Below are 26,877 nucleotides of genomic sequence, written 5' to 3' on the forward strand. Positions count from 1 at the left end.
TGCCGGGTTGTGATGTGCCGATGACCGCACACAAAACAGGTCCAGCCGCCACGGACTGCAGCCGGATCCATCCCCCAGTTTACCGGCAGCCCGGCAAACTTGTCGAAAGCTGCCGTGTGACCCTCCTCAAAGACTCCTCAAAGACGCGTTTGCGGTTACTGCCCGATCTCGGTCCGGACGGCGAACAGCTCCGGGAAGAACGTCAGGTCAAGTGCCTTCTTCAGGAAGGAGGCACCGCTCGAGCCTCCGGTTCCGGCCTTCATGCCGATGGTCCGCTGCACCGTGCGCAGGTGCCTGAACCGCCATAGTTGGAAGTTGTCCTCAAGGTCCACCAGTTCCTCGCAGGCCTCGTAGGCCGCCCAGTTGTCTGCCGCATGTTCATAGATGTGTTTGAAGAGGGGCAAAAGCTCAGGGGCGAACTCGTGGGCCTGGGTGACATCCCTATCCAGGACGGACGCCGGAACGTCGTAGCCGTGGCGGTGAAGGTAGGCCAGGAACTCGTCGTAAATGCTCGGCGCGTGCAGGATTTCCTCCAGCATGGCCTTGGATTCTGGATCCGATTCGAACACCGGCAACATCTTGGCGTTCTTGTTGCCCAGAATGAATTCGACCGCACGGTACTGGCTCGATTGGAAGCCGGAGGCATTGCCCAGGAAACCGCGGAACTGGGAGTACTCGGTAGGGGTGAGGGTGGCGAGCACCGACCATTGTTCAGTGAGGGTCTTCTGGATGTGCTTGACCCTTGCGATGCCCTTGAGCGCTGAGCCAAGATCATCCTGGCGCAGCCACGTAGCCGCACTGCGGAGCTCGTGGAGGACCAGCTTCAGCCACAGCTCGGTGGTCTGGTGCTGGATGATGAACAAGAGTTCGTCATGGTGCTCTGGCTGGCTGACAGGTTGCTGGGCGCTGAGCAGCAAGGGAAGCTGCAGGTAGGAGCCGTAGCTCATGCGTGAGCTGAAATCCTTGACGATGCCTTCGTCGAGTGGTCGGGTGTTCTTCTCAACGCTCACGATACGGCCCTACTTATTCAGCAAAAGATCGTGGGCCTGGATGACGTCGAGACGCATCTGATCAACAAGTGCCTCTGGTCCGCGGTAGGCCACCATCCCCCGCAGCCGCGCCGTGAATTCCACCACGACGGTCTGGCCATAGAGGTCGAAGTCCTCCACGGCCTCTTCCGGGCGGTCGATGACGTGGGCTTCCACCTGGCGGCTCACGCCGTCGAAGGTGGGGTTGGAACCCACGGAAATCGCTGCGGGCCAGCGGGTTCCGGCCTGGTCCACCAGCCAACCGGCGTAGATTCCATCCGCGGGCACGTAGCCGGTGGCACCGTGGTCAAGGTTGGCCGTGGGAAAGCCGAGCGCGCGTCCGCGCGCAGCGCCGTGAACCACTTCGCCCCGCATCCGGTGCGGGCGGCCGAGGACGGCAGCAGCGGTCTCGACGTCGCCCTCTGCGAGTGCCTCGCGCACCCAGGTGGAGGAGCAGCGGCGGTCCGTGCCGCCGTCGTCGTGAACTGGAAAGCCCTCCGCGCCGAACTCGTTGACGACGTTAACGCCGAATCCGAGCTCCTTTCCGAGGGCCTGCATGGTGCCGACGTCACCGGAGTTGCCTGCCCCGAACCGGAGATCATGGCCCACCACGACGTGCGCTGCGTGAAGCCCGTCCAGCAGAACGGTGCCAACGAATTCCTCGGGCGTCATGCCCGCCAGTGCGAGGTTGTATTTCATGACGAGGACAGCGTCCACGCCCGCGTCGGCCAGGGCATCGAGCTTGTCCTGCAGCCCCATGATGAGCTCCGGCGCGGAGTCGGGCCGGTGGACCAGGGCCGGGTGCGGATCGAAAGTCACGACGACGGACCCCGCACCGTGCTGCTCTGCAGTGCGCAGAAGCTGCGTCAGCACCTGCTGGTGTCCGCGATGGACGCCGTCAAAGTTCCCGATGGTAACGACGCTTGGACCGAAATCCTCGGGGACTTCGGTGGGATCGTTCCAGATGTGGACCATCAACCTCGCCTTTTTTGCTGCTGGTATTCACTGTGCCGGCGGCCTGGTCCGGCGCCGGAATTCTCTAAGGTTACCTGCTGTCCAGGGCTCGGCTGCCCGGGAACAGGGGCTCGCCGTTACTACTGCGGCAGCCGTGCCGGGCGTCTGCGGTAAAGCCAGAGCAAGCCTAGGACCGGGAGGATCAACGGCACAAAGCCGTATCCGCGTCCGAACAAGGACCACACGGTGTCGTGCGGGAAAGCAATCGGATCGAAGAGGCTCATGGCACCGACCACGAGCACGCCGAGCATTTCCACGAGGACGGCCGCCAAGGACACCTTGAACCAGGTGCGGCCCGGCTTGGCGAGGGAAACCGTGGCTACGACGTACACCACGGCCGCGAAGGCCGAGAGGATGTGGGCCAAGGGGGCATCCGAGAACTTGGTCAGGATCTGGTAACCGGCACGGGCCGTGGCCGAGATCGCGAAAACCGCGTAGACAGCGATCAGCAGCCTCCCGGGACCGGTGTTGCGGGTGTCCCGGATCTTCTTGTGAGGGGTCTCAACAGTCACTTCGTGTGCTTCTTCCAATGTCAGTACCAGATCTGGTTCATGCGGGCCGCCATGACCAATGCGGTGACGCCCACGGCGCCCATGACGAAATTGCTCCAACGGGTCCGTTCCAGGATGGACCAATACACGGCCACGACCGGAAGCATGAGCGCGGTGATGAAGTAACCCCAGAACTCCCAGGGTTCCCCCGCGATCTTTTCACCCATCGCCACCCGGATGATCGATCCCACGAGATAGACAAGCAGGACGAGTTCGACGGCGGCGACGGACAGAATCGTGACGTCGTTCGGTGCCTTTTTCATCAGGCCCGCCACGACGCAGATGATCGTGGACAGCAGGCCGACTACCAACACCGCGTAGAAGTATCCGTCCATGGTTACTGGGCCTGCTTTTCGTTGTTCTGCTTTTCATTGTCCGGTGCGAACACCAGCACAGGCTTGGCGAAACTCCCAGCGTCGGCCAGCAATGCCACCAGTTCTCCCGACGGGGAGAACGCGGCAGCGGGGTTCTCAGCGGTGGCAGCCTCCGCCGTGCCCGCAGTTGGCCCGGCGGCGATCCTCCGGCCAAAGGAAATTTCGGTGGTTTCGTCGTCGCTCAGCTCGCGGTTGGGCATGAGCGCGCGGGCAGCGGCAGACATTTCGAGCACTTCCAGGTCCGCGGCAAGCTGTTCGAGCGTGCGCGCCTGCTCCAGGGAGTACGGTCCCACTTGGGTGCGGCGGAGCGCGGTGAGGTGGCCGCCGACGCCGAGGGCCTCGCCAAGGTCACGCGCCAGCGCGCGGATGTATGTGCCGGAGGAGCACTCAACGGTGACATCGACGTCCACTACCCTGCCGTCGTCGATCCTGCGGATGGCATGGATCTCGAAACGGTGGATGGTCACGGGCCGGGCGGCGAGCTTGACCTCCTCGCCTGAACGGACACGAGCGTAGGAGCGTTCGCCGTTGACCTTGATGGCGCTGACGCTGCTGGGAACCTGGAGGATTTCGCCGCTGAGCCGGGCCACGCCGGAACGGATGGCTTCCTCTGTGACCCCTGCGGCACTGCGGCTTTCGGTGATGTCGCCTTCGGCATCGTCCGTGATGGTGGATTCGCCAAGCCGGATAGTGGCGGAGTACGTCTTGGAGGTGCCAACGATGTACGTCAATAGCCGGGTGGCCTTGTTGATCCCCAGCACGAGAACGCCGGTGGCCATGGGGTCCAAGGTGCCCGCGTGGCCCACTTTCCGGGTACCGGCCAGTCGCCGCATCCGTCCAACCACATCGTGGCTGGTCCATCCTTGCGGTTTGTCAACGATTACCAGTCCAGAAAGCACGCCTCCCAGTATATCCGCGCCAGGGTATGCATCCTGCGGCGCAGTTTCCCGGTGCGGTAACGCTCCGAGGCTAAGATGGCTCCCATGCCAGAGCTCGCCACACACATCCGCGAAGTGCCCGTGAACCAGATCCGCGAGATCACCGAGGCCGCGTGGGGAACCCCTGGGGCGATTATTCTCAGCATCGGCGAGCCCGGCTTTGCGCTGCCTCGGCACATCTTGGATGCCGGCATTGCGTGCTTGGACAGGGACGAGACCAACTACACCCCCAATGCTGGAATCCCTGCCCTGCGGGAAGCCTTTGCCGAACGCTTCCGCGCCCACAACAAAGTGGACGTCGGCGCAGAACGCGTGTACGTCGTGGACGGCGCCCAGCAGGGACTGCATTTCGCCATGAGCCTGCTCCTCTCCCCCGGCGACGAGATTTTGATTCCGAATCCTGGCTATCCCACCTTTGCCATGACCAGCCACTTGCTGCACGCCGTCCCGGTGCGGTATCCGCTCAACCCGGAGCATGAGTTCCAACCCCGCATCGAGGACATTGAGGCGCTGATCACGGACCGCACCAAAGTTTTGGTCCTGAATTCGCCGTCGAATCCCTTGGGGGCGGTGATCGGCGAGGAAGTCACCCGCCAACTCGTGGAACTAGCGGTCAAGCAGGATCTGTGGATTATTTCAGATGAATGCTACGAGGCCTTCACTTTCGATGTTCCGCACACAAGCCCTGCCCGCTTCGACAGCCCCGTTCCCGGCGAAGCGCGGGTCTTCACCTCCCTGACCTTGTCCAAAACCTACGGACTGACGGGACTGCGGATCGGTGCGCTCATCTGTCCGCCAGGCCTGGAGCGTACGATGAACAACGTGATGGAGGCGATCGTTTCCTGCGTGGCTTCGCCTTCGCAGTTCGCCGCTGTCGCGGCTTTGACAGGACCGCAGGACTACGTGGATGCCGCGCGGGAGCACTACCGCTCCAACCGGGACGCCGCTTCGGCAATGCTCGCGGAGAAGGGCATCCCCTACTTGGGCGCCCAAGGAGCGTTCTATTTATGGGCGGATGTCTCGCATGTGAGCGGAGGGGACGTGCGTGCCTGGGTGCGCCGGTTCCTCGCCGATTCCGGGGTGGCCGTGGCGCCGGGTACCGCGTTCGGTTCCATCGGCGAGGGCTGGATCAGGATCGCGCTGTGCGGCGATCACCAGCAGCTGCTCGACGGCGTCGGGCGGCTCCCAGCGCGGCCTTGAGACCCGGCAGCCTCCTGTTGGTGAAGTTGGGCTCAGTATTTGGTCCGGTTCTTGTGGCCGCGCCACGCATCGAAAGGAGCCTCCGACGCCGGAACTTCCGTGTGTTGAACAGGCAGCAGCTCCGGGCGAATGCCGTTGAAATACTCGTAGAACACTGCGTCGTCAAAGCCTGCCGCGGCGGCCCCATGCCGGTCGGCCGCAAAGTAGACCCGGCTTACCCTGCCCCATAAGGCGGCCGAGAGGCACAAAGGGCACGGTTCGCAGCTTGAGTAAAGCACGGAGCCGCTGAGATCGAAGCTCCCCAGTTCCGACGCCGCCCTCCGGATCGCAACCACTTCGGCATGTGCTGTGGGGTCGTTGTCACGGGTGACCCGGTTGACGCCGTCATGGAGCCGTCCGTCCGGGGTGACCACGACGGCGCCGAAAGGACCGCCGCCGTCGGCCACGTTTTGGACCGCGAGCCGCAGGGCGTGTTCAAGGTAGTTCTCGGGACTCTGAACTGCATCGTGCGCCGCCATGCTCCGATCTTAGCCACCGCCCGCCGCTTTGACGCGACTTTTCACGGTTAAACAAACAGGACCGGATCACCAGTCGCCAAGACTGCTGGATCCGGTCCTGCCCGAGGAAATCGGCCGGGTAAGCCGGTGGACTACTTGCCGCCGTCTTCGTCGATCTCTTCATCGGCGCGAAGGTCGATGTCTTCTTCGTCAAAATCGTCTTCGTCGATGTCCGCATCTTGCGGGGCGTCGCTCTTGTACGGATCTGGATCCCCCGCATGCTTGGCGCCGGCGGCCAGCGCGGCCACCTCGGCGTCGCGCTCTTTGGCGGTGCGCAGCAGCTCCTCAAGGTTCGAAGCGTTGACCGGAATAAGGTCGGCGACGAATTCCAAGGTAGGAGTCAGGCGTACGGTAATGTTGCGGCCTACTTCCTGGCGCAAAACACCCTTGGCCTTCTCCAAAGCCCGGGCAGCATCGGCCTGGGCAACCTCGTCACCGAAGACGGTGTAATACACGGTGGCGTGCTGAAGATCGTTGGTGACGCGGGCATCGGTAATAGTGATGCCCTCAACCCGAGGATCCTTGATCCGCCGGCCCAGTGCCTCAGCAACAACAACCTTAATCCGCTGCGCCAACTTGGCAGCGCGTGCCGGATCAGCCATTTCTACTCCTAAAATTTGCGTACGACGGCGCGGTGGCAACTTGCGTACTTAAGTTCTGTGTGCGCGACGCGCCTAGTGCGAGTCTACGACCGGCCGCCGCGTTCCTCGGAGGCCGTTGGAGCCGATATGGGGCCCGGGAGTGGCATCGGGCCTGCCGGAGCTGGGTGGCTGACGTCGCAAGACGTCAGCCACCCAGCGAAGGGGCGGGGCCCCCATATCGGCGGAAAGGGCCGGGGCCGCCGGAAGAATCCAACGGCCCCGCCCTCTATTTTTCGTGCTTAGGCGCGCGGCTTTTCGCGCATCTCGAAGGTCTCGATGATGTCACCTTCGTTGATGTCGTTGTACGAGCCAAGACCGATACCACACTCGAAGTCCGTGCGGACCTCAGTGGCATCGTCTTTGAAGCGCTTGAGCGTCTCAACGGTGAGGTTGTCGCCGATGACCTTGCCATCGCGGCTGACGCGTGCCTTCGTGTTACGGCGGATGATGCCCGAGCGGACGATGGAACCGGCGATGTTTCCGAACTTGGAGGAACGGAAGACTTCGCGGACCTCGGCGGTACCGAGCTGGACTTCTTCGTACTCCGGCTTGAGCATGCCCTTGAGGGCCAGCTCGATGTCATCGATTGCCGAGTAGATGACGGAGTAGAAGCGCATGTCCACGCCTTCACGATCGGCAAGGTCAGCCACGCGCTCGGCGGGCTTGACGTTGAAGCCGATGATGATGGCGTTGTCCACCGTGGCGAGGTTGACGTCGTTCTGCGTGATGGCACCCACACCGCGGTGGATGACGCGCAGCTGAACGTCGTCGTCGCCGACGTCGATCTTGAGCAAGGCGTCTTCGAGGGCTTCGACGGCACCGGAAACGTCACCCTTGAGGATGAGGTTGAGGGTGTCAATCTTGCCTTCGGCAACAGCCTTGTCGAAGTCCTCGAGGCTGATGCGCTTGCGGCGCTTGGCCAGTGCCGCGTTGCGGTCGGCTGCTTCACGCTTTTCGGCGATCTGGCGGGCCGTACGCTCGTCGGAGGTCACCAGGAAGGTGTCACCTGCACGCGGTACGTTGGACAGACCCAGGACCTGGACCGGACGGGACGGGAGCGCGATGTCGAGGGCGTTGCCATCTTCGTCGAACATGGCACGGACGCGGCCGTGGGCCGTACCGGCCACGATCGTGTCACCGACCGCCAAGGTACCGGACTGGACCAGGACAGTGGCCACGGAACCGCGGCCCTTGTCCAGGTTCGCTTCGATGGCGATGCCTCGAGCGTCCTTATCCGGGTTGGCGCGCAGGTCCAGGGCGGCGTCTGCGGTCAACAGGACGGCGTCGATCAGTTCGTCGATGTTGATGTTCTGGCGGGCAGACACCTCAACGAACATGGTGTCGCCACCGTATTCTTCGGGAACCAGACCGTACTCGGTGAGCTGGCCCTTGACCTTGTCCGGGTTCGCACCTTCCTTGTCGATCTTGTTGACCGCGACGACGATCGGCACGTTGGCCGCCTGGGCATGGTTGAGTGCTTCCACCGTCTGCGGCATGACGCCGTCGTCGGCTGCGACAACCAGGATGGCGATGTCGGTGACCTTGGCACCACGTGCACGCATGGCGGTGAACGCCTCGTGACCGGGGGTGTCGATGAAGGTGATGTCGCGCGGGGTGCCTTCGTGCATGTGGCTGATCTGGTAGGCACCGATGTGCTGCGTGATGCCGCCGTGTTCGCCGGCAACCACGTTGGTCTTCCGGATGGCATCGAGCAGCCGGGTCTTACCGTGGTCAACGTGACCCATAACGGTGACAACCGGGGGACGCGGTTCGAGGACGTCGTCGCCTTCGGCTTCCAGCTCGGCATCGAGATCGATGTCGAAGGAGTCGAGGAGCTCGCGCTCCTCGTCTTCCGGAGAGACAACCTGGACCTTGTAGCCGAGTTCAGCGCCGAGCAGGCCGAAGGTGTCTTCGTCCAGCGACTGTGTAGCCGTTGCCATTTCACCAAGGTGGAAGAGCACGGTCACCAGTGCTGCGGGGTTCGCCTCGATCTTGTCGGCGAAGTCCGTGATGGACGAGCCACGACGGAGCCGGACCACGGTGTTGCCGTCGCCGCGGGGTACGGATACGCCACCCAGCGACGGAGCACTCATCTGCTCCAGTTCCTGACGCTTCGCACGCTTCGACTTGCGCTGCTTGCCGCGTCCTGCGCCACCCTTGCCGAAGGCACCTTGGGTGCCGCCGCGTCCGCGGCCGCCCTTGCCGAAGCCACCGCCGGCGGGAGCTCCGCCACCGGTGCCTGCGCCAGGAGCGCCACCCGGACGGCCGGGGCCGCCACCACCGGGGCGGCCTGCGCCACCCGGACGGCCTGCGCCACCGGGAGCGGGACGCTCGGTGCGGTTGGGCATCATGCCCGGAGTAGGACGGTTTCCTGCGGGGCCACCGGCGGGACGCGGAGCGCCCGGACGGGGAGCACCGGGACGCGGGGCGCCCGGACGCGGGCCGCCGGAACCGGCTGCGGGACGGGGACCGCCTGCGCCGGCCGCGGGACGCGGACCACCGGGACGTTCGCCTTCAGAGCGGCCGCCACCGGAACGGGGCATGCCCTGCGAGGTTGCAAACGGGTTGTTGCCCGGACGGGGAGGACGCTCGCCGTCGCCACGTCCGCGGGGCATGCCCTGCGAGGTCGCGAACGGGTTGTTGCCCGGACGGGGGCCGCCGGGACGCGGAGCCTGGCCGCCCGGACGTGCCGGGGCAGGGGCTTCGGCCCTAGGTGCCGGACGGGCACCCGGCTTGGCGGAAAACGGACTTGCGGTAGCTGCCGGAGCCGCTGGCGCTGCCGGGGCGGGGGTTTCAGCCTTGGGGGCAGGAACCGGAGCCTTGGGCGCTGCGGGGCCCGGAGCCGGGCGGGATGGTGCGGGTGCAGCAGGGGCCGCAACGGGGGCTGCTGCCGGGGCAGCGGCCTTTGCAGCGCCGGCACCCGGGTAGGCGTCGCGAAGCTTCTTCACGACGGGGGCCTCAATTGTTGAAGAGGCGGAGCGAACGAATTCGCCCAATTCCTGCAGTTTTGTCACTGCATCTTTGGAAGTAATACCGAGCTCTTTGGCGAGCTCATGTACGCGGACCTTGGCCACATTTCTCCTGTCTCGGTCCGCACCGAGCCAGGCACGAACCGTCTACTTCTTACTGCGGGCCCCTGCCACGAATGCGGCGGAAGGGCCCTGTGCAGAGCGCAACAAAGTTGTCATCGTTGCGCACTCATCGCTGGGAACTCATCGGGTTTCCATCAGTTTTCTGACCCGCTTTCAGGTTTGGACGGTTTTCCTGCTTTCACGGGGGTGTCCGCAGGGGGCATGACTGCCGCCAGGTAGCGTTCGACGGCGGTGGCTTCGCTTGCGCCCGCGAGGGCCCTTGCGAAAGCACGCCGTTTGGTTGCCAGCGTCAGGCATGTGTTGCTGGGGTGCAGCCACGCACCCCGGCCAGCCATCCGGCGTCGTTCATCCACCAGGACGACGGGTGACCCGCCGCCTTCGGCGACGAGCCGGATCAGCTCACTCCGGCTGCCTTGTTTCCGGCATCCGATGCAGGTACGCACAGGCTGGCGCCTGGTGTGAAGCAGTTCAGCCACTGGGTGTACAACCTGCCTCAGCGTCTTTTCCTGCCTTTGCGGTTCTTTCCTTGGCGCACGCCCATGCCTTGTTGAGATTGTTGCCTCCACAAATCACGAGCACGCCAAAGCGCACGGACACCGGACGTAGGCCGGGTTCCATCCAGTCTAAGCCCCCGGAGGCCCGGCCACCGAATCCACATGATGCAGGGATTCGGGGCCGGACACCCTTGGGCGGGTTTAGTTGCCCTTGGCCGGAGCGGCGTCGGAGACGATGTCGATGCGCCAGCCGGTCAGCTTGGCGGCAAGGCGGGCGTTCTGGCCTTCTTTGCCAATGGCGAGGGACAGTTGATAGTCAGGAACCACCACCCGCGCGGACCGTGTGGCCTCATCGGTGATAGTGACCGAATTCACGCGCGACGGCGAAAGCGAGTTGGCGATGAACGTCGCCGGATCTTCGCTGAAGTCGACGATGTCGATCTTTTCGTCGTTGAGTTCGGTCATGACGGCGCGCACGCGCGAACCCATTTCACCAATGCAAGCGCCCTTGGCGTTGATGCCGGGGGTGTTCGCTTTGACAGCCATCTTGGTCCGGTGCCCGGCCTCGCGTGCCAGCGCCACGATCTCGACCGAGCGGTCAGCGATTTCCGGAACTTCCAGTTCGAAAAGCTTGCGGACGAGGCCCGGGTGTGAACGTGACAGCGTGATGGAAGGTCCCTTGGCGCCGCGGTGGACATCCACCACAAAAGCACGCAGGCGGTTGCCGTGGGTGTACTTCTCCCCCGGCACCTGTTCGGGCGGCGGCAGCAAGGCTTCCACGGAACCGAGGTTCACCTGGATCATGTGCGGGTTGTTGCCTTGCTGGATCAGGCCGGCGACGAGCTCGCCCTCACGGCCCTTGAATTCGCCCAGGACATTGTCGTCCTCAACATCGCGCAACCGCTGCAGGATGATTTGCCGCGCAGTGCTCGCTGCGATGCGCCCGAACCCCGCGGGGGTGTCCTCGAACTCGCCGACGGCTTCGCCGTCGTCGTCGATTTCCGTAGCCCAAATGGTCACGTGGCCACTCTTGCGGTCCAGCTCTGCGCGGGCCTTCTCGAAAGCGCCCGGCGTCTTGTGATAGGCCACCAAGAGCGCCTGCTCGATGGTGGGGATCAGGAGGTCCAGCGGGATTTCACGCTCACGCTCCAGGAGTCTCAGCGCACTCATGTCAATATCCATTAGGCCTCCTCGGAAGGTCCGTTGTACTCGTCTTCCAGCCCGGCCTCGTGGAGGTGGCTGAACTCTATCTCGACTTTTCCTTGGCGGATCCTGTCGAAAGGAATCTTCACGGGGTCACCCTGTTTGGGTTTCATCCCCTTCTTGACCTCTTGCTCTGGAACCAGAGTGACGCCGTCGTCGTCAACGGACTGGATCCGGCCCATCACGTTGTCACCCTGGATCACATTGACCTTGGCCATGCGCCCGCGGGCGCGGTGCCAGTGGCGCGGTTCCGTGAGAGGCCGTCCGACGCCAGGCGACGAGACCTCGAGGTCGTAGGGGCGGGCGTCCGTTTTGGGATCGTTGTCCAGAATGTCAGAAAGTGCCCTGGAGACGTCCGCGATGACGTCCAGGCTGACGCCACCGGTCTCTTCCTGGGGTAGGTCGATGACCACGTGGACTACCCGGTGCGAACCGGCAACCTGGATGGCAACATCCTCAAGGTAGAGCCGGCTTGCCAGGACGGCAGGCTCCAGAAGGGCCCTCAGCCTGCTCTCCTCCGGGTTGCGGACCTCGTGTTGTGGTGGATTCGTCGGATCCGTTCCAGCCTGGTCTGTTGAAGTCGTGGCTTCCGAATGACTCACTGGCCAGCCGCCTCCCGATAGATGATGTTGTGACTACTAGCTTAACGACATTTGCGGCGCCTTGGTGCACGGGGCGGGTTCCATCGGGCCGAACCACATCGAAGAGCCTCACCAGAGGTGTGATTTTCATGCTCCCACGCTTCGGCCAAGCCGCAGGGCGACATCACGGTCGGAAATCTCAACGTCCGCATGAAGAATATCCGACTCGGCCACCGCCCGTTCCAGCGACCACGGCCTCACCCCAAGGTAGTGGCGAGCAAGCCCAGTGCCTTGGCGCAGGGCCAAGACCGAGTCGCCGTAGATGTGGGAGAGCCGGGTGAGTTCCTCCTTTATTCCGTGCCCAGGGACTACGCCGAGGCCTGGTCCATGAGAAGCAGGGAGCAGCCTGCCGCCAGAATCAACGAAGGAGCGTGTTGCGCCCGTCAGCGCTTCCCACCCCTTGAGAGCCTGCTGCTTTTGGGCTGCCGTGGGCTCCTGGAACCATGTATGTTTTGCCATCTGGCGCCTCCCTGCCAGATACCCGCCAGCCCTGCGCATCTCGATGATGTATCTCACATGCGGTAGCACCGGCAGCAATTCCTCCAAGAAAGGGGTAGCGATTGCTTCTCTGGGGAATGCCGCCCGTCTGATCGCCAGTAGTCCGCTCGTGACCACCATGCCGGAACGTGCGATTCCCCGGCAGTGCCTATCAACGGCTGCAGTGCCGGCCCCTGCCCATTGCTCAAGTATTCCCAACGCCCCACCAACGGGAAGTCTGCCGTTCAGATGATGGGCGCCGATCAGCATATCCGTCATGTGCCGAGCGGTTTCAATCGCGGTGATTCTTGACGTGCGGAGCGAGACCTTCAAATCGGCTGAGTGCGCAACTGTTACGGCTTGACTGAGAAAGTCGACGCTGTCAGTGCGCAGGTTGAGCCATGAGGACTCCTCGGCCTGCAAGCTTCGGACACTTCGTTGAAGGTCGGCGACAGAGGAGATCTGTCGTTCAGCCTCTGTCCGTGGTCTTCGTCTGCCCGCGGTGCGGCGGCCGCGAGTATTGGCGCACGGGCGCTGGGCTGTGGATGTGCAGGGCGTGCTCCCGCCGGACGTCGGTAACGGCCGGGACGATCTTCGACCGCACCCGCACCCCGCTGCGGACGTGGTTCGCTGCCGTGTGGTTCGTGACCGCACAGAAGAACGGCGTGTCCGCGCTTGGCCTGCAGCGGGTCTTGGGGATGAAGTCGTATGAGACGGCGTGGGCGTGGATGCACAGGCTCCGCCGAGCGATGGTGCGGCCTGACCGGGAGATGCTCTCCGGGCTGGTCGAGGTCGACGAGAGCTTCATCGGCGGGGTCCACCGAGGCCTGCCCGGCGTCGGCCCGGACAATATCTCGGTCCTGGTCGCCGCCGAGCACCTGGACCACAACCGGATCGGGCGCATCCGCCTCGAGCCCGGACCTACCGACCGCAGGCTCGCGCTGGTGAAGTTCGGCCAGCGCGTCGTTTCGCCCGGCTCGACGATCCGGACCGACGGGGCGAGGCAGCTGCGGCGCTTCGCCGACCTCGGCTACCAGCACGAGTACTTCACCAGCTCGGCTCAGACATCCCCGCGCACGTGAACATGCCGGCAGTCCACATGGCCGCCTCCCAGCTCAAACGCTGGATCGACGGCACCCTCCATCAGGGCATCTCACGTGAACAGCTGGGCTACTACCTCGACGAGTTCACCTTCCGCTTCAACCGCCGCACTGCCAGAAGCCGCGGGCTGCTGTTCTACCGGCTCCTCCAGCAGGCCACCAAGACCGACCCCGCAACGCTGAAAGACCTCGTCATCCCCCAGGACAGCGATCCCCGCCCGCTCCACGAGTGAAAGGACTCTGGCGGCGCTGAGGAAGTCGGCTCTTCCAACGCTCCTGGCCACGTCCTCCGGGGAGTGGTTCAAGAGGGGGAGGCCGCAGAATCGGTGAAAAATCGTACACACTAAGGCCTTCGGGGTGGTTTGCGTAGGGGTCGGTAGCGCCCGGGGCCGCGGGTGTTGGGACGCCAGGCGTAGTCGCCGGTGAGGTTGATGCGTTCCCAGCCCAGGGGCGAGAGGTGCTGTTCGAGGCCGGGATCGGCGTGGGCCGTGGTGGCTCATTCAAGGTAGACGGTGTTCCACAGGAAGATGGCGGCGGTGACGAGGTTGAGGCCGGAAGCCCGGTGGCGTTGGTGCTCGAAGGTGCGGTCGCGTATCTCGCCCTTGCGGTTGAGTAACACGGCATGGGCGAGGGCGTTGCGGGCTTCTCCCTTGTTCAGCCCGGCGGTGACGCGGTGTCGTGTCGGTGGTCGCGGTGGAATACGTCCGAGTCCGCGTCTTCGCTCGTGTCGCTATGCCATGAGGACCGACCGACGCTTCCATCACACGCGGCGATTGCTCTGGTGGCCGACCCGCTCTCGAGCCAACACGCGCAGCGACGACAACCACCAGAAGATGGCCTCGGCCGACCTTGTCGCCACGGCGCGCATGGTCCATAATCAAATCGATCGGTCAAACGTCTGTATAGTCGCAAACGTTCGAAGGAGGAGCAATGCGCGGATTCCACTGTGTAGATCCCTCGCACGAGAGGATCGAGTTCACCGGCTCGGATGACGAAGAGCTGTTCCAAAGCATCAAGGCGCACACCGCCGAGGCCCATCCTCAGCTCACTGACAGCCAGGTCAGGGAGATGATGGCAGGCGAGGCGTGGTGGAAGGAAATGGCAACATCTGGGACCAACGCTGGATCGTCGCCGTCCGCCTACGACAAGTAACGCGACCGGCCTCTAAGACTCCCAGAGCCGCCCGCGTCCCTCGCGACGACGCCAAACCACCCCGAACGCCTTAGCGTACGATTTTTTGCCGATTGTGCGGCTCCCCCAAAGAGCCATCCAACGGACTCCAGCAGCGCGCCCGTACGCCTCGGACGAGTGAATGAGCCGAACAATTCCACGCATGTACGGGCTACTTCAGCTAAGCAGATACCTAATACAAATGGACTAGCTGCTCGGGAACCCACGTAGTTTCTCCGTCCTGCAATCCCTCACCTGCGACCCACGCCAGTTCGGTGTCAGCGTCCCAAGGATCGCAAAGGAATCCAGGCTCGACCAGGCGTCGATCCCCGTCCACCCGGCGTAAAAACGTCCCGGCACCAACGACCCGGGACGCAAGTTGCCCGTGGGCGTGACACCATGGTCTGTTGTGAACCACGAGACTGCTGAAAAACCACGAATCCACGGTTGGACGAGAGCCCTTCTTCTGGCTTTGCTGGCAGTCCTCATCGTCGGAGTAGGAGCCGTGCTGGTCCCCCGCGACGCGGGAAAGCCGCAGGCGGTGCCATTTTCCGAATCAGCCCGTTCCGAGGCTCTCGCCGCGACCGAGGCGCTCCTGGGCAGCGCGACCAAGCTCGAGAGCACGACGCCGGGCGGCGCCCCAGCGAGCGAAGCTTCCGGCGGCACTGGACTAGCGGATTCCGTGACATTGCTGACACGCCAGGCGCAGGCGCTTCTGCCGCCCTCGGGACCGGCAGCGTCTCCAGGCACCACGTCCCCAGCCCCTGGCTCCTCAAGCCCCAGTCCTACGCAGGACCGCCCAAACCGGACCAGTTTCGTCTCCGCACTCTCCGCGAGCGCTTCCCGTCGCTTAGCGGACGCCGCGAAGGCCGACGGCGGCATGGCACGGCTGCTTGCCGCCGTCGGGACCTCCCAACTGCTCGAGTCATCGAGGCTGGCCACAATCTGGGGTCTGCCGGTACCGGCAACCCAGGCCGAGGCGACCACCGCCCCTGTGCCGCCCCCGAGTTGCCCCGCCCTGCCCGGAACGTCAGCAACAGCCGCACCGACCCCCGGGACTGCGTCCGCCCGGGCTGATCTTCCCGCAGCCATCGCCGCCGTCGTGAGCTCCGAACAGGAGGCGATCTATGCGTACCAAGTGGCCCTGACCAAGCTGGACGCGAAGGCATCTGCAACCGCTGCCACGTGGCTGGACCGTCATCAGGAACTGCTCCGCGGAGCGGAAGCCCAAGGCAGGCTGCACTGCGCCGCTACCCCACCGAGGGAAGCTGGCTACCGCCTGCCGGCTAGCTTCGCCGCCAAACCCGGGGCAGCGCTAGGAAGCATGGAGGCCAGCTCACTGACCGCCTATGCCGACCTTGTGGCGTTGTCAGAGGCTGAGACGCGGCAATGGGCCATCGACGGGCTGGTCGACGCGGCCAAGCGCAGTCAAGCTTGGGGAACTCCCGTTGGACCTTTCGCCGGACTTTCGATTGATAGCGCCGCCCTGCCTCCGCTCCCGTCGAGCACCCCGGCTCCATAGGAAAGCCTTTCTTTGCTGGCGGCTGAGGCCTCCAAGTGCTTGGCTTGTTCCATGGCTTCCACTGAAACTGCAGCCCTGCACGAAAACGAACCACACGCCAATGATCTTGCCCACCGCCTCAACTGGCTCCGGGCAGGCGTCCTTGGCGCCAACGATGGAATCGTCTCCGTTGCCGCCATCGTGGTGGGCGTCGCTGGAGCAACGACCAGCACCGGTGCCATCCTCGCGGCCGGCGCGGCGGGACTCGTGGGTGGCGCGGTTTCCATGGCGCTGGGCGAGTATGTGTCCGTCAGCAGCCAAAGCGACAGCCAAAAGGCCCTCATCGAGAAGGAACGCCGGGAGTTGGCCGAGCAGCCTGAGGAAGAGCTTGCCGAACTCACTGCGATCTACCAGGCCAAGGGCCTGCGGCCTGAAACCGCTCGGAAAGTGGCCTTGGAATTGACGGAGCACGATGCCCTTGCCGCCCACCTATCCGCCGAATTGAACATCGACGAAGACGACATCGTCAGTCCATGGCATGCGGCCTTCGCCTCCGCGGTTGCCTTCACCCTGGGCGCGGTACTGCCCTTACTCGCAATCTTGCTCCCGCCGCCGGGGCTGCGTGTCCCGCTGACCTTCATTTCCGTGCTGCTCGCGCTGGCGATCACCGGAGCCATAGGAGCGTGGATCGGCGGCAGCTCGAAGACCCGCGCCGCCGTGCGCGTCGTCATCGGCGGAGCCCTTGCGCTTGCCGCGACGTTCTTCATCGGAAGCCTCCTGGGCTCCACCGGAGTGGTCTGAACCACACCCGGACCGGCTTGGGTAGGCTGACAGTGATGACTACCTTCGTTTCGATCCCTGGCGACCTCCAGGCACGCTACTCCCGCACAGCGGAGGGGCGGGCGTGGCTCTCAGGGCTGCCCGGACTGATCAGTGCCAGCTTGGAACGCTGGCAGCTGTCCGTTGACCTGGAACCCGGCGTGGAACCGTGGAATGGCCACGGCGGCATCGTCATTCCGGTCTTCTACAACGGCGCCCGTTCGGTGCTCAAGATTGCGTTCCCGCACGAGGAGGCCCTTGTTGAACGGCATGCGCTGGCCCTGTGGGGCGGCACCGGAGCCGTGAGGCTGCTCGACGCCGATGCCGCCTCCTGCGCGATGCTCTTGGAGCGGCTCGACGCGGTCAGCTGGCTACAGAGCGCTCCGATGGAGGAGGCCCGCGACGTCTGGGGATCGCTCGTGAAGGAACTCAGCATCGAACCGGACGAGCGGCCCGAATGGAAAGAGTTTGAGCACATAGCGGCCCGCGCCGAGCGCTGGAGCGATGAGTTGCCTGCCGACTGGGAGCAACTTGGCCAGCCTTTTCCCCGCTGGCTCCTTGAAGCCGCGTTGGAGGTGTGCCAGACCCGGGGCGCCGTTGGACGCCGCGGGGGCAGGGACGTCCTAGTGCATTGCGATCTGCACTTCATGAACATCCTCCCGCATCTTAACGGCCAGCAGCCCATGGGGAGCCGCGGATACGTGGCCATCGATCCGCAGCCGATGATCGGGGAGGCAGAATTCGCCGTCGCCCCGATCCTGTGGAACCGTATCCGCGATCTCTCCAGAACGGCTCCCGAACTCGCGCTCCTTGAACGTTGCGCAGATTTCAGCAGCGCAGCTGGCTTGGACGGCGAGGCAGCCCGGGAATGGAGCGTGGTCCGCGAGGTCGAGAACGCCCTCTGGTACGCAGGCAAGCCAAAGCATGAAGGCGATCTAGCACGCTCCTTGTGGGTGGCCAGCACGCTCGCGGGTCGGCCCCTGGACGGCCTCCCGGCGGCGCACGATCTGCCCGAACCGGGGCAGGCTGCATCCGAGTAGGGTCCGCCGGCAAGGCCACTTGGCTCAGGCCGTGGCCTCCAGCGCATCCCTGATCGCTTGCACGGCTATATCGAGATCGGACGAATCCGTGGACCAGTTCGTCACCGAAACACGCAGGATATCCCTGCCTTGCCATCGCGAACCGGACATCCAAACCCTCCCGTCGGCCATGATGTAGTCCGTGACGGCCCGCGTCCGCTCGTCGGAACCGAAGGCCAGGGACAACTGGGTGAACACCACGTCGTTGAGCACTTCCACGCCCGGCACTTCCGCAAGCCGCCGGGCCAATTCCGCAGCACACTCCGCGCGTCCCGCGACAAGCTGCCGCACGCCGTCGCCACCCAAGGACCGCAGGGCCGCCCACACAGGCACTCCCCTGGCCCGGCGGGACAGCTCGGGGACTTTTTCCATGGGGTCGCCGGGACCATGATCATCCTGCATGAGGTATTCGGCGTGCATGCCAATGGCCGATCGAAGGGCTTCAACGTCGCGCACCACAACAATTCCGGCGTCGTAAGGCACGTTGAGGGTCTTATGGGCATCGGTTCCCCACGAATCAGCCGACTCAACCCCCTCGACCAGTTGCCGTAGTCCCGGTACAGCTGCTGCCCACAGGCCGAAGGCGCCGTCAACGTGGACCCACGCGCCGTGATTCTTGGCTGCCGAAATCGTCTCAGGGAAAGAATCGAAGGCTCCCGAGTGGAGGTTCCCGGCTTGGAGGCACACAATGGTCGGTCCTCGTCCGGGGTCGGCCTCCAGCGCGTTCCGCAGATCGGCGGGGTCGATCCGTCCCTGGTGGTCCGCCCGGACAACTTCAGGAGTCCCCAGCCCCAAGAATCGCAAGGCCATGTCCAGGCTCTCGTGCCGCTCGGCTCCGACGAGGACGCGCAGTTTCGGCGCCCCTTGGAGTCCCCCTATGTTGACGTCCCAGCCGGCGTTGGACAACTGGCGCCACCGGGCCGCCGCAAGTGCCGTGAAATTCGCCATGCTGGCGCCAGTGGCGAATCCGACGTCGGACCCTTCAGGGAGGCCGAGCAGCTCGAGCAGCCATTGCCCTGCGGCCTCTTCGATCCCTGCGGTGGCGGGTGTGGCGAAACGCAGGCCGGTGTTCTGGTCCCAGGCTGAAACCATCCAGTCCGCGGCCATGCCAGCCGGCACTGTACCGCCGATAACCCAACCGAAGAAGCGCCCCGATTGCATGGCCATCAGCCCGGGCTCGGCGTGCTCGGCGAGGAAATCGATCACCGCCGCGGGGTCCAGTCCGCTGGCTGGAAGCGGGCCCCCGAAGACCGCCGTGACGTCATCTGCGGTGTTGCTTGGCCGTACAGGCCGCCCAGGCAAGGCTCTCAGCCACTCCCGGGTATGCTCCCATGCACGTTCGAGAGCCCGCTCATAGTCGCTGGAATCGACCCACATGAGTGCATGCTACGCCCGCGGCTTCCCGCGGGCCATCGTGGGCGGGAACCAGCACGGCTACTGGGCGAAGTAGTCGTGCCAGACGTCAGTGCCGAGCTTGATGATCAACGCACCAACCACGATCAGGAACACCACGCGCACAAAGCCACTCCCTTGCTTCACGGCCGTCCGGGCGCCGAGATACCCGCCAGCCATATTGGACAGCCCAAGAACCGCGCCGACGCCCCACAGCAGGGATCCGTGCGGCAGGAAGAACAAGAGCGCCCCGGCGTTGGTGGCCATGTTGACGATCTTCGCCTTGGCGCTGGCCTCAAGGAAGGCATAGCCCATGGCGGTGACGAGGGCAATCACCAGGAACGAGCCTGTTCCGGGACCTATCAGACCGTCGTAGAACCCGATCACGGCACCGATGGCGCAGGCCACGACATAGTGCCTGTGGCCGTCATGACGCAGGGCGGTCAGCTCTCCCGCGTTAGGTCGCAGCGCCGTGAAGAGCGCGACGGCGATCAACGCCACCACGATGATGGGTTTGAAGACACTGGCAGGAAGGTTGGCGGCCAAGACGGCTCCGCCGAAGCTGCCCGCGAGGGCAATCACCGCCATGGGTATGGCCGTCTTGAGGTCAGGGCCAACCCGGCGGTAATAGGTGACGGCACTGGTTGTTGTCCCGAAAATGGAGCCCATTTTGTTGGTGGCCAGCGCCTGGACCGGAGTAATCCCCGGAACCAGGAGCAAGACGGGAAGCTGGATCAGTCCCCCGCCGCCCACCACTGCGTCTACCCAGCCGGCTGCGAATCCAGCCACCACGATCATGATGAGCGTGGTGAGCTGGACCGACTCGAAGCCGGAGATCACTTCTGGCGTACGGCGTTGACCACGTAGTCGGCAGCCTTTTCGACTGCCACGTTTTCGGCCTCACCAGTGCGACGGTCCTTGATCTCCACAACACCGTCCACCAAGCCACGACCGACCGCCACGATGGTGGGGACGCCCACGAGCTCGGCGTCACCGAACTTCACGCCCGGGGAAACTTTGGGGCGGTCGTCGTAAATCACGTCGAGGCCTGCGGCCTCGAGTTCGGCGGAGAGCTTTTCAGCCGCCGCGAAAATTTCCTCACCGCGCCCGACGGCGACCACGTGGACGTCCGCGGGGGCGACGGAGCGCGGCCAGATCAAACCACGGTCATCATTGTTGGCCTCCGCCAAGGCGGCCACGGCACGGGTCACGCCGACACCGTACGAGCCCATGGTGACCACAACCTGTTTGCCTTTCTGGTCAAGGACCTTCAGGTCCAGGGCCTCGGCATACTTGCGGCCGAGTTGGAAGATGTGGCCCATTTCGATGCCGCGCGCAGTCTCCAGGGGACCGGAGCCATCCGGGGCTTCGTCACCGGCACGGACCTCGGTGCATTCAATGACCCCGTCCCAAGCAAAGTCGCGGCCGGCCACGAGACCGAACACGTGCTTGCCGTCTTCGTTCGCTCCGGTGACCCAGCTGGTGCCGGAGACAACCCGCGGGTCAACGAGGAAGAGCAACTTGGACGTGCCTTCGAGGCCAAGCACGGCTTCGCCGAGGACGAGGCCCGGGCCGATGTAGCCCTTGACGAGTTCCGGGTTCTTCTTGAGGTCTTCCTCGTTGGCCGCTTCTAGCCCGATCTCACCGGCAATCGGCAGGAAGGCGCCGATATTGGCTTCGACGCGCTTGAGGTCCACCGCACGGTCACCGGGAACGCCGATGACCACAATCTGGCGCTCGCCCGTGGGCAGGGTGACGGCGAGGACCACATTCTTGAGTGTGTCGGCGCCAGTCCACGCGCCGCCGTCGGAATCGCTGCGGGGAGCGAGCTGGTTGGCTGCGGCCACGAGGGTTTCGATGGTGGGCGTGTCCGGGGTATCCAGGACGCGCGCGAGAGGCGCGTCGCTGAAGTCGATCTCAGCCGGGACCACGGTGGTCACAGCCTCGACGTTGGCCGCGTAGCCGCCCGCCGAGCGCACGAAGGTGTCCTCGCCGATTTCGGTGGGGTGCAGGAATTCCTCGCTCTTGGATCCGCCCATGGCGCCTGCAGTGGCGGCAACGGGAATGACATCAAGTCCAAGGCGCTCGAAGATTTTCAGGTACGCGGCGCGGTGGGCTGCGTAGCTCGCATCCAGGCCGGCGTCGTCGACGTCGAAGGAGTAGGAGTCCTTCATGATGAATTCACGGCCGCGGAGGAGGCCGGCCCGGGGGCGTGCTTCGTCGCGGTACTTGTTCTGGATCTGGTACAGGCTCAACGGCAGGTCCTTGTACGAGGAGTACAGGTCCTTGACGAGGAGGGTGAACATTTCCTCGTGGGTGGGGGCAAGAAGGTAATCGGCACCCTTGCGGTCCTGGAGGCGGAACAGCCCCTCGCCGTATTCGGTCCAGCGGTTGGTGGCCTCGTAGGGTTCGCGGGGCAGCAGAGCCGGGAAATGGACTTCCTGGGCGCCGATGGCGGCCATTTCCTCGCGGATGATCTGTTCGACCTTGCGCAGAACGCTCAATCCCAAAGGCAGCCACGTGTAGATGCCCGGTGCTGCGCGGCGAATGTAGCCGGCACGGACCAGGAGTTTATGGCTGGCGACTTCGGCGTCGACGGGATCTTCACGCAGGGTGCGCAGGAACAGCTGGGAGAGGCGAAGGACCACGGGTCAGAATCCGTTTCTATGGCAAGAGCTGGCAAAAACTACTGCGTACTAATCTACCGGCTTACAGCCGGACCACTCGCCCGGCCCTCTCATGAGCGTGGACCGGCCCTTCCCTCATTGCACAACCCCAAACGCAGATGAGCCACGCCATGGTCGGCGGAAGCCCCTGGCCGCTGGGCGGCTGGTCATCCTGCCATGGCGTGGCTCAGCGGCCGGTCGGCCGCGGGCGCTGTCCTGGAGGCTTAGTCAGCCTTGCCTTCCAGGGCAACCAAAACGCCCGCGACTGCGAAGAACTTGTTGCTACCGAGTTCACGAATGGTCTTGATTCCCAGGGCTTCCTGCAATTTCTCAGCGGTTGCATCGGTGACACCCGCAAGCGCCGCCGGAGATGCGTCCAGAATCTCCTTAAGCGACTTGTCTTCAAATGCCTTGTCGAGTGCTTTCGAAAGATCCACGCTTACAGCCATTTGTTTGTGTTTCCTCTCTGAAACCATCCGCGCCCCAACGACACGGCTGGTTCCGAACCTATGTGATACCGGCCGCAATTTTCAAGGCTTTGGACTAATCAATATTTGTTGACCCCGACCGGTGCCGGGTCTACCTTTTATTCATCACCTGATGAATAAATTATTCCCGGAGGCGACGATGTCCCACAGCGCATCAGGAAGCAACACCCCAGGCATGCGCCCTGCGGTCAAAGCGGAGGGCCTACATGTCACCCGCAGCCACAAGAGGATCCTGCGTGGCCTGGACTTCGCCATCGAGCCAGGCCGTATCACGGGCCTGCTCGGCCCCTCCGGGAGCGGCAAGACAACCCTCATGCGCGGCATCGTCGGGGTACAACGACTCACCGCCGGCACCATAGAGGTGCTGGGCCGACCAGCCGGCACACCATCGTTGCGGCACGACGTCGGATACGTCACCCAGGCGCCGAGCGTCTACACGGACCTCAGCGTCGAAGCGAACGTCAGATATTTCGGAGCCATGCACGGCGCCACGGCGGCGGACACCGCGGAGGCGATTGCCGCCGTCGGGCTCGAAGCATTAGCGAGGCAAAAGACGGCAGATTTGTCCGGCGGTGAATTCAGCCGGGTCTCGCTGGCATGCGCGCTCGTCGCACATCCGCAGCTGCTGATCCTCGACGAACCGACAGTGGGCCTGGATCCGGTACTTCGTGCCGAATTATGGGAACGGTTTGCTGCCATGGCGGAATCGGGAACCACCCTCCTGGTCTCCAGTCATGTCATGGAAGAGGCCTCCCACTGTTCCTCGCTGCTCCTGCTCCGCGACGGACTTCTGCTCGCGCAGCTCAGTCCGGCCGAACTCAGCGAGCGGGGACACAGCAACGACCTGGAACAGGCCTTCCTGCACATCATCCAGGAAACGAGTCCCCCCTCGAACCGCCGCGGTGCCAATGAAAGCCAGGTTGCGTCATGAATCCAAGGATGATGTTTGCCACCACAAGACGGGTCCTGGAACAATTACGGCACGACCACCGCAGCGTCGCACTCATCATGGTGGTTCCTGCCCTGCTCCTCACTGGCGTCTACTATCTCTTCGAGAACGAAACCCTGCCTCCCGGATTCCCCCGGACCTTTGACCGGGTGGGACTCCAGATGCTGGCCATCTTCCCGTTTGTGGTGATGTTCTTGGTCACGTCGATCACGATGTTGCGGGAAAGGACCTCGGGGACGTTGGAGCGGCTCCTGACGACGCCCATCCACAAAGCTGATCTCCTGTTCGGCTATGCGTTGGCGTTCTCGATCATGGCCGCACTGCAGTCTTTGGTAGCGACAGCTGTGGCCTATTGGATCTTCAATCTGGATATCAAGGGCGGTCCGGGTTACGTGGTGTTGATTGCCGTCATCAACGCGGTGCTGGGAGTCGCGCTGGGGCTGCTGTGCTCGGCCTTCGCGCGGACCGAATTCCAAGCGGTGCAATTCATGCCGGTAGTGGTGATACCGCAGATTCTGTTGTGCGGACTCTTCGTGGCCCGGGAACACATGAACAGCATCCTGGAGAGCATCTCCAACGTACTGCCACTGACGTTTTCGGTAGACGCCCTCCAGCAGATCGCCGGCAACGCGGAAGCTACCCAAGCTATGTGGCAAGACGCCGGCGTCATGGCGGCGATCGTGGTGGGAGTTTTGGTCCTGGCCTCGTTCACCCTCCGACGGCGGACCGCATGAGCGGCGCCTTGCCTCCCCTGCGGCGGGGACGCCGGAGCGGCGGCAGTGACTCGCGCGAACTGATCCTGGCGACGGCGCGCCGGCTCTTCGCCGAGCGTGGATTCGACGGCACCAGCCTGCGACAAGTGGCCCGCGAAGCCGAGGTGGATCCGGCCATGGTCCACCACTTTTTCAAGGGCAAGGACGAGCTCTTCGCCCAGAGCGTCGAGCTACCGCGGGATCCTGCGGAGGTGCTTGCCGGCGTCGAATCGATGGATCCGGCGCAGCGCTCGGAAGCGATCGTCCGTGCAGTGTTGCGCTTGTGGGAAAGCCCTGCGCAACACGGACTCGTGGCCTTCGTCAGGGGAACCATCGGGTCCAAGGCCAAGACCGCGTTGCTGCGGGAGATGGTGGCCAGGACCATCCTCTCCAGGATCACCTCCGGACTTCCCGGCTCACCCGAGGAAGCGAGGATGCGCGGAAACCTTGTTGCCACGCAAATGGTGGGGCTCATGCTGATGCGCTACGTGGTCCGGCTCGAACCCCTGGCTTCGGCCACCCAGGACGAGGTGGTCCGGCTCGTGGCGCCGAACGTCCAGCACTACCTCACCGGCGAGCTCACTCCCCCCAAGTAGCTCGCATTTGTTGTCGTTATGAGGCGTCAAAACGACAACTACTGCGAGTCAGTTGGGTCGGGCACTACAGAACCGGTCAGTACAGGACCGTGGCGAAGGTTCCGAGGCGTTGGAAACCAACCCGCTCGTACGTGGCGCGCGCCCTGGTGTTGTATTCGTTGACGTACAGGCTGGTGATCGGTGCAAAGCGCTGGGCCAGGACAACCACTCCCGCCATGTACCCGGCGCTGAGTCCTTGGCCGCGGAACTCGGGGTTCATCCACACTCCTTGGACCTGGGTTGCCTGCTCCGTGACGGCACCGAGTTCGGCCTTGAACTTCACGGTTCCTGCGTCGATGTGCACCAAGGAATGGCCTTGCCGGATCAGCCCGGCAACACGGCGGCTGTAGAAGTCTTCGCTCCCCAAGAAAGGCGAATAGCCCACTTCCTCTTCGAACATGGCGGCACATGCGGGTAGGATCCGGTCAAAGTCCGCGATGTCTCCGAAGCCGAGCTGCGGATTGGCTTCGACAGCAGGTGGCCCCGATATTGCCAGAAGCGGCTGGTCGGCGCGAACCTCGTGGGGGAAATGACCCAGTTGCTCCAGCCGGGAGTGAAGTGCCAGCACGGACTCCGCGGGCCCGAAGATCGAGGCATAGCGACGGCCCGCCCGGTGTGCAGCCGAGGCCACCCGGGCAGCCAATTCCGGGTCCAGCTGCACCGGAACCAAATTGGCACCGGCCCAGCAGGCACCCACCAGGGTATCGCCGTCAAACACTCCGAACACGCTCGCGCCGCCGGAGGTGGGGGCGGCGCTCCCCGACGAGTCAAGGTGCGCCAAAATGAAAACGTTCGCTACGGCGTCTTCCATCGCGAGCGCGCGAAGGGACTGGGTATCGGCCGCGCCGAGCACCCGGACGGTGACACCGTCCAGTCCGGTTCCGTCTTTACTACGAGACGCTAACCACGGGGCTACCCTTGACAGCACCTTCGCCATCGGCCTCCCCCATCTCTTCAGCGATACGCATGGCCTCTTCGATCAGTGTCTCAACAATCTGGCTCTCGGGAACAGTCTTGATGACTTCACCCTTCACGAAGATCTGCCCCTTGCCGTTTCCGGAAGCAACTCCCAGATCGGCCTCGCGAGCCTCACCCGGGCCGTTCACTACGCAACCCATGACGGCGACGCGCAAGGGAATCTCCATTCCTTCAAGTCCGGCGGTCACTTGCTCGGCGAGCGTGTAGACGTCCACCTGGGCGCGTCCGCACGAAGGGCAGGAGACGATTTCCAACTTGCGCGGGCGCAGGTTGAGGGACTGCAGGATCTGGTTGCCTACCTTGATTTCCTCAACCGGCGGCGCGGAGAGAGACACGCGGATGGTGTCACCGATACCCCGGGACAGAAGTGCTCCGAAGGCCGTTGCGGACTTGATGGTGCCTTGGAACGCGGGGCCGGCCTCGGTCACGCCAAGGTGCAGGGGCCAGTCGCCTTTTTCGGCAAGCATCTCGTACGCCGCCACCATGATCACGGGGTCGTTGTGCTTGACCGAAATCTTGAAATCGTGGAAGCCGTGTTCTTCGAACAACGAGGCTTCCCACACGGCCGATTCCACGAGGGCTTCCGGCGTGGCCTTGCCGTACTTCTTCAGGATGCCGGGTTCCAGGGATCCCGCGTTGACGCCGATCCGGATGGACGTGCCGTGGTCCTTGGCGGCCTTCGCGATTTCCTTCACTTGGTCATCGAACTTGCGGATGTTGCCCGGATTGACGCGGACAGCGGCGCAGCCTGCCTCGATCGCGGCGAAGACGTACTTCGGCTGGAAGTGGATGTCCGCGATCACCGGGATCTGCGACTTGCGGGCGATGATCGGCAGCGCCTCGGCGTCGTCGGCGGAAGGGCAAGCGACACGCACAATGTCACAGCCGGACGCCGTCAGCTCCGCGATCTGCTGCAGCGTCGCGTTGATGTCCGTGGTGGGTGTGGTGGTCATCGATTGCACGCTGATGGGCGAATCGGAGCCGACGCCCACCGAACCTACCTTGATCTGGCGGGTCTTGCGGCGGGGCGCGAGAACGGGGGGCGGGGCTGATGGCATTCCCAGGCTGACCGAGGTCACGTGGACTCCTTGGGTTGAAATGGGTGGATCGCAGGGCTGGGTTCCGGGCCCCGGCCGGT

The 26,877-nt window shown here is 64.1% G+C and carries 28 protein-coding genes and 1 pseudogene; 10 read left to right on the plus strand and 19 right to left on the minus strand.

Annotated features, from left to right (window positions below; all coding sequences use genetic code 11):
- Positions 1-155 precede the first annotated feature (155 nt).
- The 5 genes from kynA to truB all read right to left on the minus strand — a co-directional run bounded on the left by kynA (position 156) and on the right by truB (position 3,866).
- A complete protein-coding gene (kynA, locus tag HNP00_RS03130; RefSeq protein WP_184735832.1) occupies positions 156-1,010 on the minus strand; it encodes a tryptophan 2,3-dioxygenase in 855 nt (284 codons plus the stop codon).
- Between the two features lie 9 nt (positions 1,011-1,019).
- Positions 1,020-2,003, minus strand: coding sequence for a bifunctional riboflavin kinase/FAD synthetase (locus HNP00_RS03135; RefSeq protein ID WP_184735834.1), 984 nt, complete (start codon positions 2,001-2,003; stop codon positions 1,020-1,022).
- 119 nt (positions 2,004-2,122) lie between these two features.
- On the minus strand, positions 2,123-2,572 hold the full coding sequence (locus tag HNP00_RS03140; RefSeq protein ID WP_184735836.1) for a hypothetical protein: 450 nt from the start codon (positions 2,570-2,572) through the stop codon (positions 2,123-2,125).
- A 2-nt stretch (positions 2,573-2,574) separates the two neighbouring features.
- Positions 2,575-2,928, minus strand: a complete 354-nt coding sequence (locus tag HNP00_RS03145; protein ID WP_184735839.1) for a hypothetical protein — start codon at positions 2,926-2,928, stop codon at positions 2,575-2,577.
- 2 nt (positions 2,929-2,930) lie between these two features.
- Positions 2,931-3,866 carry a tRNA pseudouridine(55) synthase TruB gene (truB, locus tag HNP00_RS03150; protein WP_184735841.1) on the minus strand — a complete coding sequence of 312 codons (936 nt, stop codon included), beginning with the start codon at positions 3,864-3,866 and terminating at the stop codon, positions 2,931-2,933.
- 84 nt (positions 3,867-3,950) lie between these two features.
- Between truB and HNP00_RS03155 the strand changes: the two genes are divergently transcribed.
- On the plus strand, positions 3,951-5,105 hold the full coding sequence (locus HNP00_RS03155; protein WP_184735844.1) for a pyridoxal phosphate-dependent aminotransferase: 1,155 nt from the start codon (positions 3,951-3,953) through the stop codon (positions 5,103-5,105).
- Positions 5,106-5,137: 32 nt separating this feature from the next.
- Here HNP00_RS03155 and HNP00_RS03160 read toward each other — a convergent pair whose 3' ends face one another.
- The 7 genes from HNP00_RS03160 to HNP00_RS03190 all read right to left on the minus strand — a co-directional run bounded on the left by HNP00_RS03160 (position 5,138) and on the right by HNP00_RS03190 (position 12,192).
- Positions 5,138-5,623, minus strand: coding sequence for a nucleoside deaminase (locus HNP00_RS03160; RefSeq protein ID WP_184735846.1), 486 nt, complete (start codon positions 5,621-5,623; stop codon positions 5,138-5,140).
- A gap of 131 nt (positions 5,624-5,754) precedes the next feature.
- Complete coding sequence (rbfA, locus tag HNP00_RS03165) at positions 5,755-6,264, minus strand: 30S ribosome-binding factor RbfA (protein ID WP_184735848.1); 510 nt, start codon at positions 6,262-6,264, stop codon at positions 5,755-5,757.
- A 278-nt stretch (positions 6,265-6,542) separates the two neighbouring features.
- Positions 6,543-9,377, minus strand: coding sequence for a translation initiation factor IF-2 (gene infB / locus HNP00_RS03170; RefSeq protein ID WP_184735850.1), 2,835 nt, complete (start codon positions 9,375-9,377; stop codon positions 6,543-6,545).
- 152 nt (positions 9,378-9,529) lie between these two features.
- Complete coding sequence (locus HNP00_RS03175; protein WP_184735852.1) at positions 9,530-9,871, minus strand: YlxR family protein; 342 nt, start codon at positions 9,869-9,871, stop codon at positions 9,530-9,532.
- Between the two features lie 219 nt (positions 9,872-10,090).
- Positions 10,091-11,071 (minus strand): transcription termination factor NusA, encoded by a 981-nt coding sequence (gene nusA, locus HNP00_RS03180; protein WP_184735854.1) that lies wholly within the window; start codon positions 11,069-11,071, stop codon positions 10,091-10,093.
- On the minus strand, positions 11,071-11,694 hold the full coding sequence (gene rimP / locus HNP00_RS03185) for a ribosome maturation factor RimP (protein WP_184735856.1): 624 nt from the start codon (positions 11,692-11,694) through the stop codon (positions 11,071-11,073). The genes nusA and rimP overlap by 1 nt, the downstream gene beginning before the upstream one ends.
- A gap of 126 nt (positions 11,695-11,820) precedes the next feature.
- A complete protein-coding gene (locus tag HNP00_RS03190; protein ID WP_184735858.1) occupies positions 11,821-12,192 on the minus strand; it encodes a hypothetical protein in 372 nt (123 codons plus the stop codon).
- 500 nt (positions 12,193-12,692) lie between these two features.
- Here HNP00_RS03190 and HNP00_RS03195 point away from each other — a divergent pair, with 500 nt between their 5' ends.
- Both HNP00_RS03195 and HNP00_RS03200 read left to right on the plus strand, forming a co-directional pair.
- Positions 12,693-13,292, plus strand: a complete 600-nt coding sequence (locus tag HNP00_RS03195; RefSeq protein WP_184735860.1) for an IS1595 family transposase — start codon at positions 12,693-12,695, stop codon at positions 13,290-13,292.
- Positions 13,293-13,294: 2 nt separating this feature from the next.
- Positions 13,295-13,543, plus strand: coding sequence for a transposase (locus tag HNP00_RS03200; protein WP_260404771.1), 249 nt, complete (start codon positions 13,295-13,297; stop codon positions 13,541-13,543).
- 110 nt (positions 13,544-13,653) lie between these two features.
- On the opposite strand, the pseudogene HNP00_RS03205 reads toward HNP00_RS03200, so the two are convergent.
- Positions 13,654-13,989: pseudogene (locus tag HNP00_RS03205) on the minus strand (Tn3 family transposase); the annotation flags it as partial.
- Between the two features lie 251 nt (positions 13,990-14,240).
- On the opposite strand from HNP00_RS03205, the gene HNP00_RS03210 reads away from it, so the two are divergent.
- The 4 genes from HNP00_RS03210 to HNP00_RS03230 all read left to right on the plus strand — a co-directional run bounded on the left by HNP00_RS03210 (position 14,241) and on the right by HNP00_RS03230 (position 17,840).
- Entirely contained in the window at positions 14,241-14,462 is a 222-nt protein-coding gene (locus HNP00_RS03210) for a hypothetical protein (RefSeq protein WP_184735864.1), read from the plus strand.
- A 427-nt stretch (positions 14,463-14,889) separates the two neighbouring features.
- A complete protein-coding gene (locus tag HNP00_RS03220; protein ID WP_311770485.1) occupies positions 14,890-16,002 on the plus strand; it encodes a DUF4439 domain-containing protein in 1,113 nt (370 codons plus the stop codon).
- A gap of 51 nt (positions 16,003-16,053) precedes the next feature.
- On the plus strand, positions 16,054-16,782 hold the full coding sequence (locus tag HNP00_RS03225) for a VIT family protein (RefSeq protein WP_184735871.1): 729 nt from the start codon (positions 16,054-16,056) through the stop codon (positions 16,780-16,782).
- Positions 16,783-16,817: 35 nt separating this feature from the next.
- Positions 16,818-17,840, plus strand: a complete 1,023-nt coding sequence (locus HNP00_RS03230; protein WP_184735874.1) for an aminoglycoside phosphotransferase family protein — start codon at positions 16,818-16,820, stop codon at positions 17,838-17,840.
- Between the two features lie 24 nt (positions 17,841-17,864).
- Here the strand turns inward: HNP00_RS03230 and HNP00_RS03235 are convergent, their stop codons facing one another.
- The 4 genes from HNP00_RS03235 to HNP00_RS03250 all read right to left on the minus strand — a co-directional run bounded on the left by HNP00_RS03235 (position 17,865) and on the right by HNP00_RS03250 (position 22,386).
- Positions 17,865-19,256, minus strand: a complete 1,392-nt coding sequence (locus HNP00_RS03235; RefSeq protein ID WP_184735876.1) for a pyridoxal-dependent decarboxylase — start codon at positions 19,254-19,256, stop codon at positions 17,865-17,867.
- A gap of 57 nt (positions 19,257-19,313) precedes the next feature.
- A complete protein-coding gene (locus HNP00_RS03240) occupies positions 19,314-20,111 on the minus strand; it encodes a TSUP family transporter (RefSeq protein WP_184735878.1) in 798 nt (265 codons plus the stop codon).
- Positions 20,108-21,919, minus strand: coding sequence for a proline--tRNA ligase (locus HNP00_RS03245; protein ID WP_184735880.1), 1,812 nt, complete (start codon positions 21,917-21,919; stop codon positions 20,108-20,110). Before HNP00_RS03245 ends, HNP00_RS03240 begins: the two co-directional genes overlap by 4 nt.
- 242 nt (positions 21,920-22,161) lie before the next feature.
- A complete protein-coding gene (locus HNP00_RS03250; protein WP_184735882.1) occupies positions 22,162-22,386 on the minus strand; it encodes a hypothetical protein in 225 nt (74 codons plus the stop codon).
- A gap of 178 nt (positions 22,387-22,564) precedes the next feature.
- Between HNP00_RS03250 and HNP00_RS03255 the strand changes: the two genes are divergently transcribed.
- Genes HNP00_RS03255 through HNP00_RS03265 form a run of 3 tightly spaced genes read left to right on the plus strand, consistent with a single transcriptional unit; the run spans position 22,565 to position 24,722 of the window.
- Positions 22,565-23,356, plus strand: coding sequence for an ABC transporter ATP-binding protein (locus HNP00_RS03255; protein ID WP_395893782.1), 792 nt, complete (start codon positions 22,565-22,567; stop codon positions 23,354-23,356).
- Between the two features lie 8 nt (positions 23,357-23,364).
- Positions 23,365-24,108 (plus strand): ABC transporter permease, encoded by a 744-nt coding sequence (locus tag HNP00_RS03260; RefSeq protein WP_221451165.1) that lies wholly within the window; start codon positions 23,365-23,367, stop codon positions 24,106-24,108.
- Positions 24,105-24,722 (plus strand): TetR/AcrR family transcriptional regulator, encoded by a 618-nt coding sequence (locus HNP00_RS03265; protein WP_184735887.1) that lies wholly within the window; start codon positions 24,105-24,107, stop codon positions 24,720-24,722. Before HNP00_RS03260 ends, HNP00_RS03265 begins: the two co-directional genes overlap by 4 nt.
- Positions 24,723-24,798: 76 nt before the next feature.
- Here the strand turns inward: HNP00_RS03265 and HNP00_RS03270 are convergent, their stop codons facing one another.
- Entirely contained in the window at positions 24,799-25,698 is a 900-nt protein-coding gene (locus tag HNP00_RS03270; RefSeq protein WP_184735890.1) for a GNAT family N-acetyltransferase, read from the minus strand.
- Positions 25,652-26,818, minus strand: a complete 1,167-nt coding sequence (ispG, locus tag HNP00_RS03275) for a flavodoxin-dependent (E)-4-hydroxy-3-methylbut-2-enyl-diphosphate synthase (RefSeq protein ID WP_184735892.1) — start codon at positions 26,816-26,818, stop codon at positions 25,652-25,654. Before ispG ends, HNP00_RS03270 begins: the two co-directional genes overlap by 47 nt.
- Positions 26,819-26,877: the final 59 nt, after the last annotated feature.

The organism is Arthrobacter sp. AZCC_0090, assembly GCF_014207375.1.
In the GTDB taxonomy this organism is placed as follows: domain Bacteria; phylum Actinomycetota; class Actinomycetes; order Actinomycetales; family Micrococcaceae; genus Arthrobacter.

What these genes read in the sequence shown, in the direction of transcription:
- HNP00_RS03135 (WP_184735834.1), bottom strand. Translation starts at nt 2,003, where the DNA reads ATGGTCCACATCTGGAACGATCCCACCGAAGTCCCCGAGGATTTCGGT.
- HNP00_RS03145 (WP_184735839.1), bottom strand. Translation starts at nt 2,928, where the DNA reads ATGGACGGATACTTCTACGCGGTGTTGGTAGTCGGCCTGCTGTCCACG.
- HNP00_RS03155 (WP_184735844.1), top strand. Translation starts at nt 3,951, where the DNA reads ATGCCAGAGCTCGCCACACACATCCGCGAAGTGCCCGTGAACCAGATC.
- HNP00_RS03160 (WP_184735846.1), bottom strand. Translation starts at nt 5,623, where the DNA reads ATGGCGGCGCACGATGCAGTTCAGAGTCCCGAGAACTACCTTGAACAC.
- rbfA (WP_184735848.1), bottom strand. Translation starts at nt 6,264, where the DNA reads ATGGCTGATCCGGCACGCGCTGCCAAGTTGGCGCAGCGGATTAAGGTT.
- nusA (WP_184735854.1), bottom strand. Translation starts at nt 11,071, where the DNA reads ATGGATATTGACATGAGTGCGCTGAGACTCCTGGAGCGTGAGCGTGAA.
- HNP00_RS03190 (WP_184735858.1), bottom strand. Translation starts at nt 12,192, where the DNA reads ATGGCAAAACATACATGGTTCCAGGAGCCCACGGCAGCCCAAAAGCAG.
- HNP00_RS03200 (WP_260404771.1), top strand. Translation starts at nt 13,295, where the DNA reads ATGCCGGCAGTCCACATGGCCGCCTCCCAGCTCAAACGCTGGATCGAC.
- HNP00_RS03210 (WP_184735864.1), top strand. Translation starts at nt 14,241, where the DNA reads ATGCGCGGATTCCACTGTGTAGATCCCTCGCACGAGAGGATCGAGTTC.
- HNP00_RS03225 (WP_184735871.1), top strand. Translation starts at nt 16,054, where the DNA reads ATGGCTTCCACTGAAACTGCAGCCCTGCACGAAAACGAACCACACGCC.
- HNP00_RS03230 (WP_184735874.1), top strand. Translation starts at nt 16,818, where the DNA reads ATGACTACCTTCGTTTCGATCCCTGGCGACCTCCAGGCACGCTACTCC.
- HNP00_RS03235 (WP_184735876.1), bottom strand. Translation starts at nt 19,256, where the DNA reads ATGTGGGTCGATTCCAGCGACTATGAGCGGGCTCTCGAACGTGCATGG.
- HNP00_RS03250 (WP_184735882.1), bottom strand. Translation starts at nt 22,386, where the DNA reads ATGGCTGTAAGCGTGGATCTTTCGAAAGCACTCGACAAGGCATTTGAA.
- HNP00_RS03255 (WP_395893782.1), top strand. Translation starts at nt 22,565, where the DNA reads ATGTCCCACAGCGCATCAGGAAGCAACACCCCAGGCATGCGCCCTGCG.
- HNP00_RS03260 (WP_221451165.1), top strand. Translation starts at nt 23,365, where the DNA reads ATGATGTTTGCCACCACAAGACGGGTCCTGGAACAATTACGGCACGAC.
- HNP00_RS03265 (WP_184735887.1), top strand. Translation starts at nt 24,105, where the DNA reads ATGAGCGGCGCCTTGCCTCCCCTGCGGCGGGGACGCCGGAGCGGCGGC.
- HNP00_RS03270 (WP_184735890.1), bottom strand. Translation starts at nt 25,698, where the DNA reads ATGGCGAAGGTGCTGTCAAGGGTAGCCCCGTGGTTAGCGTCTCGTAGT.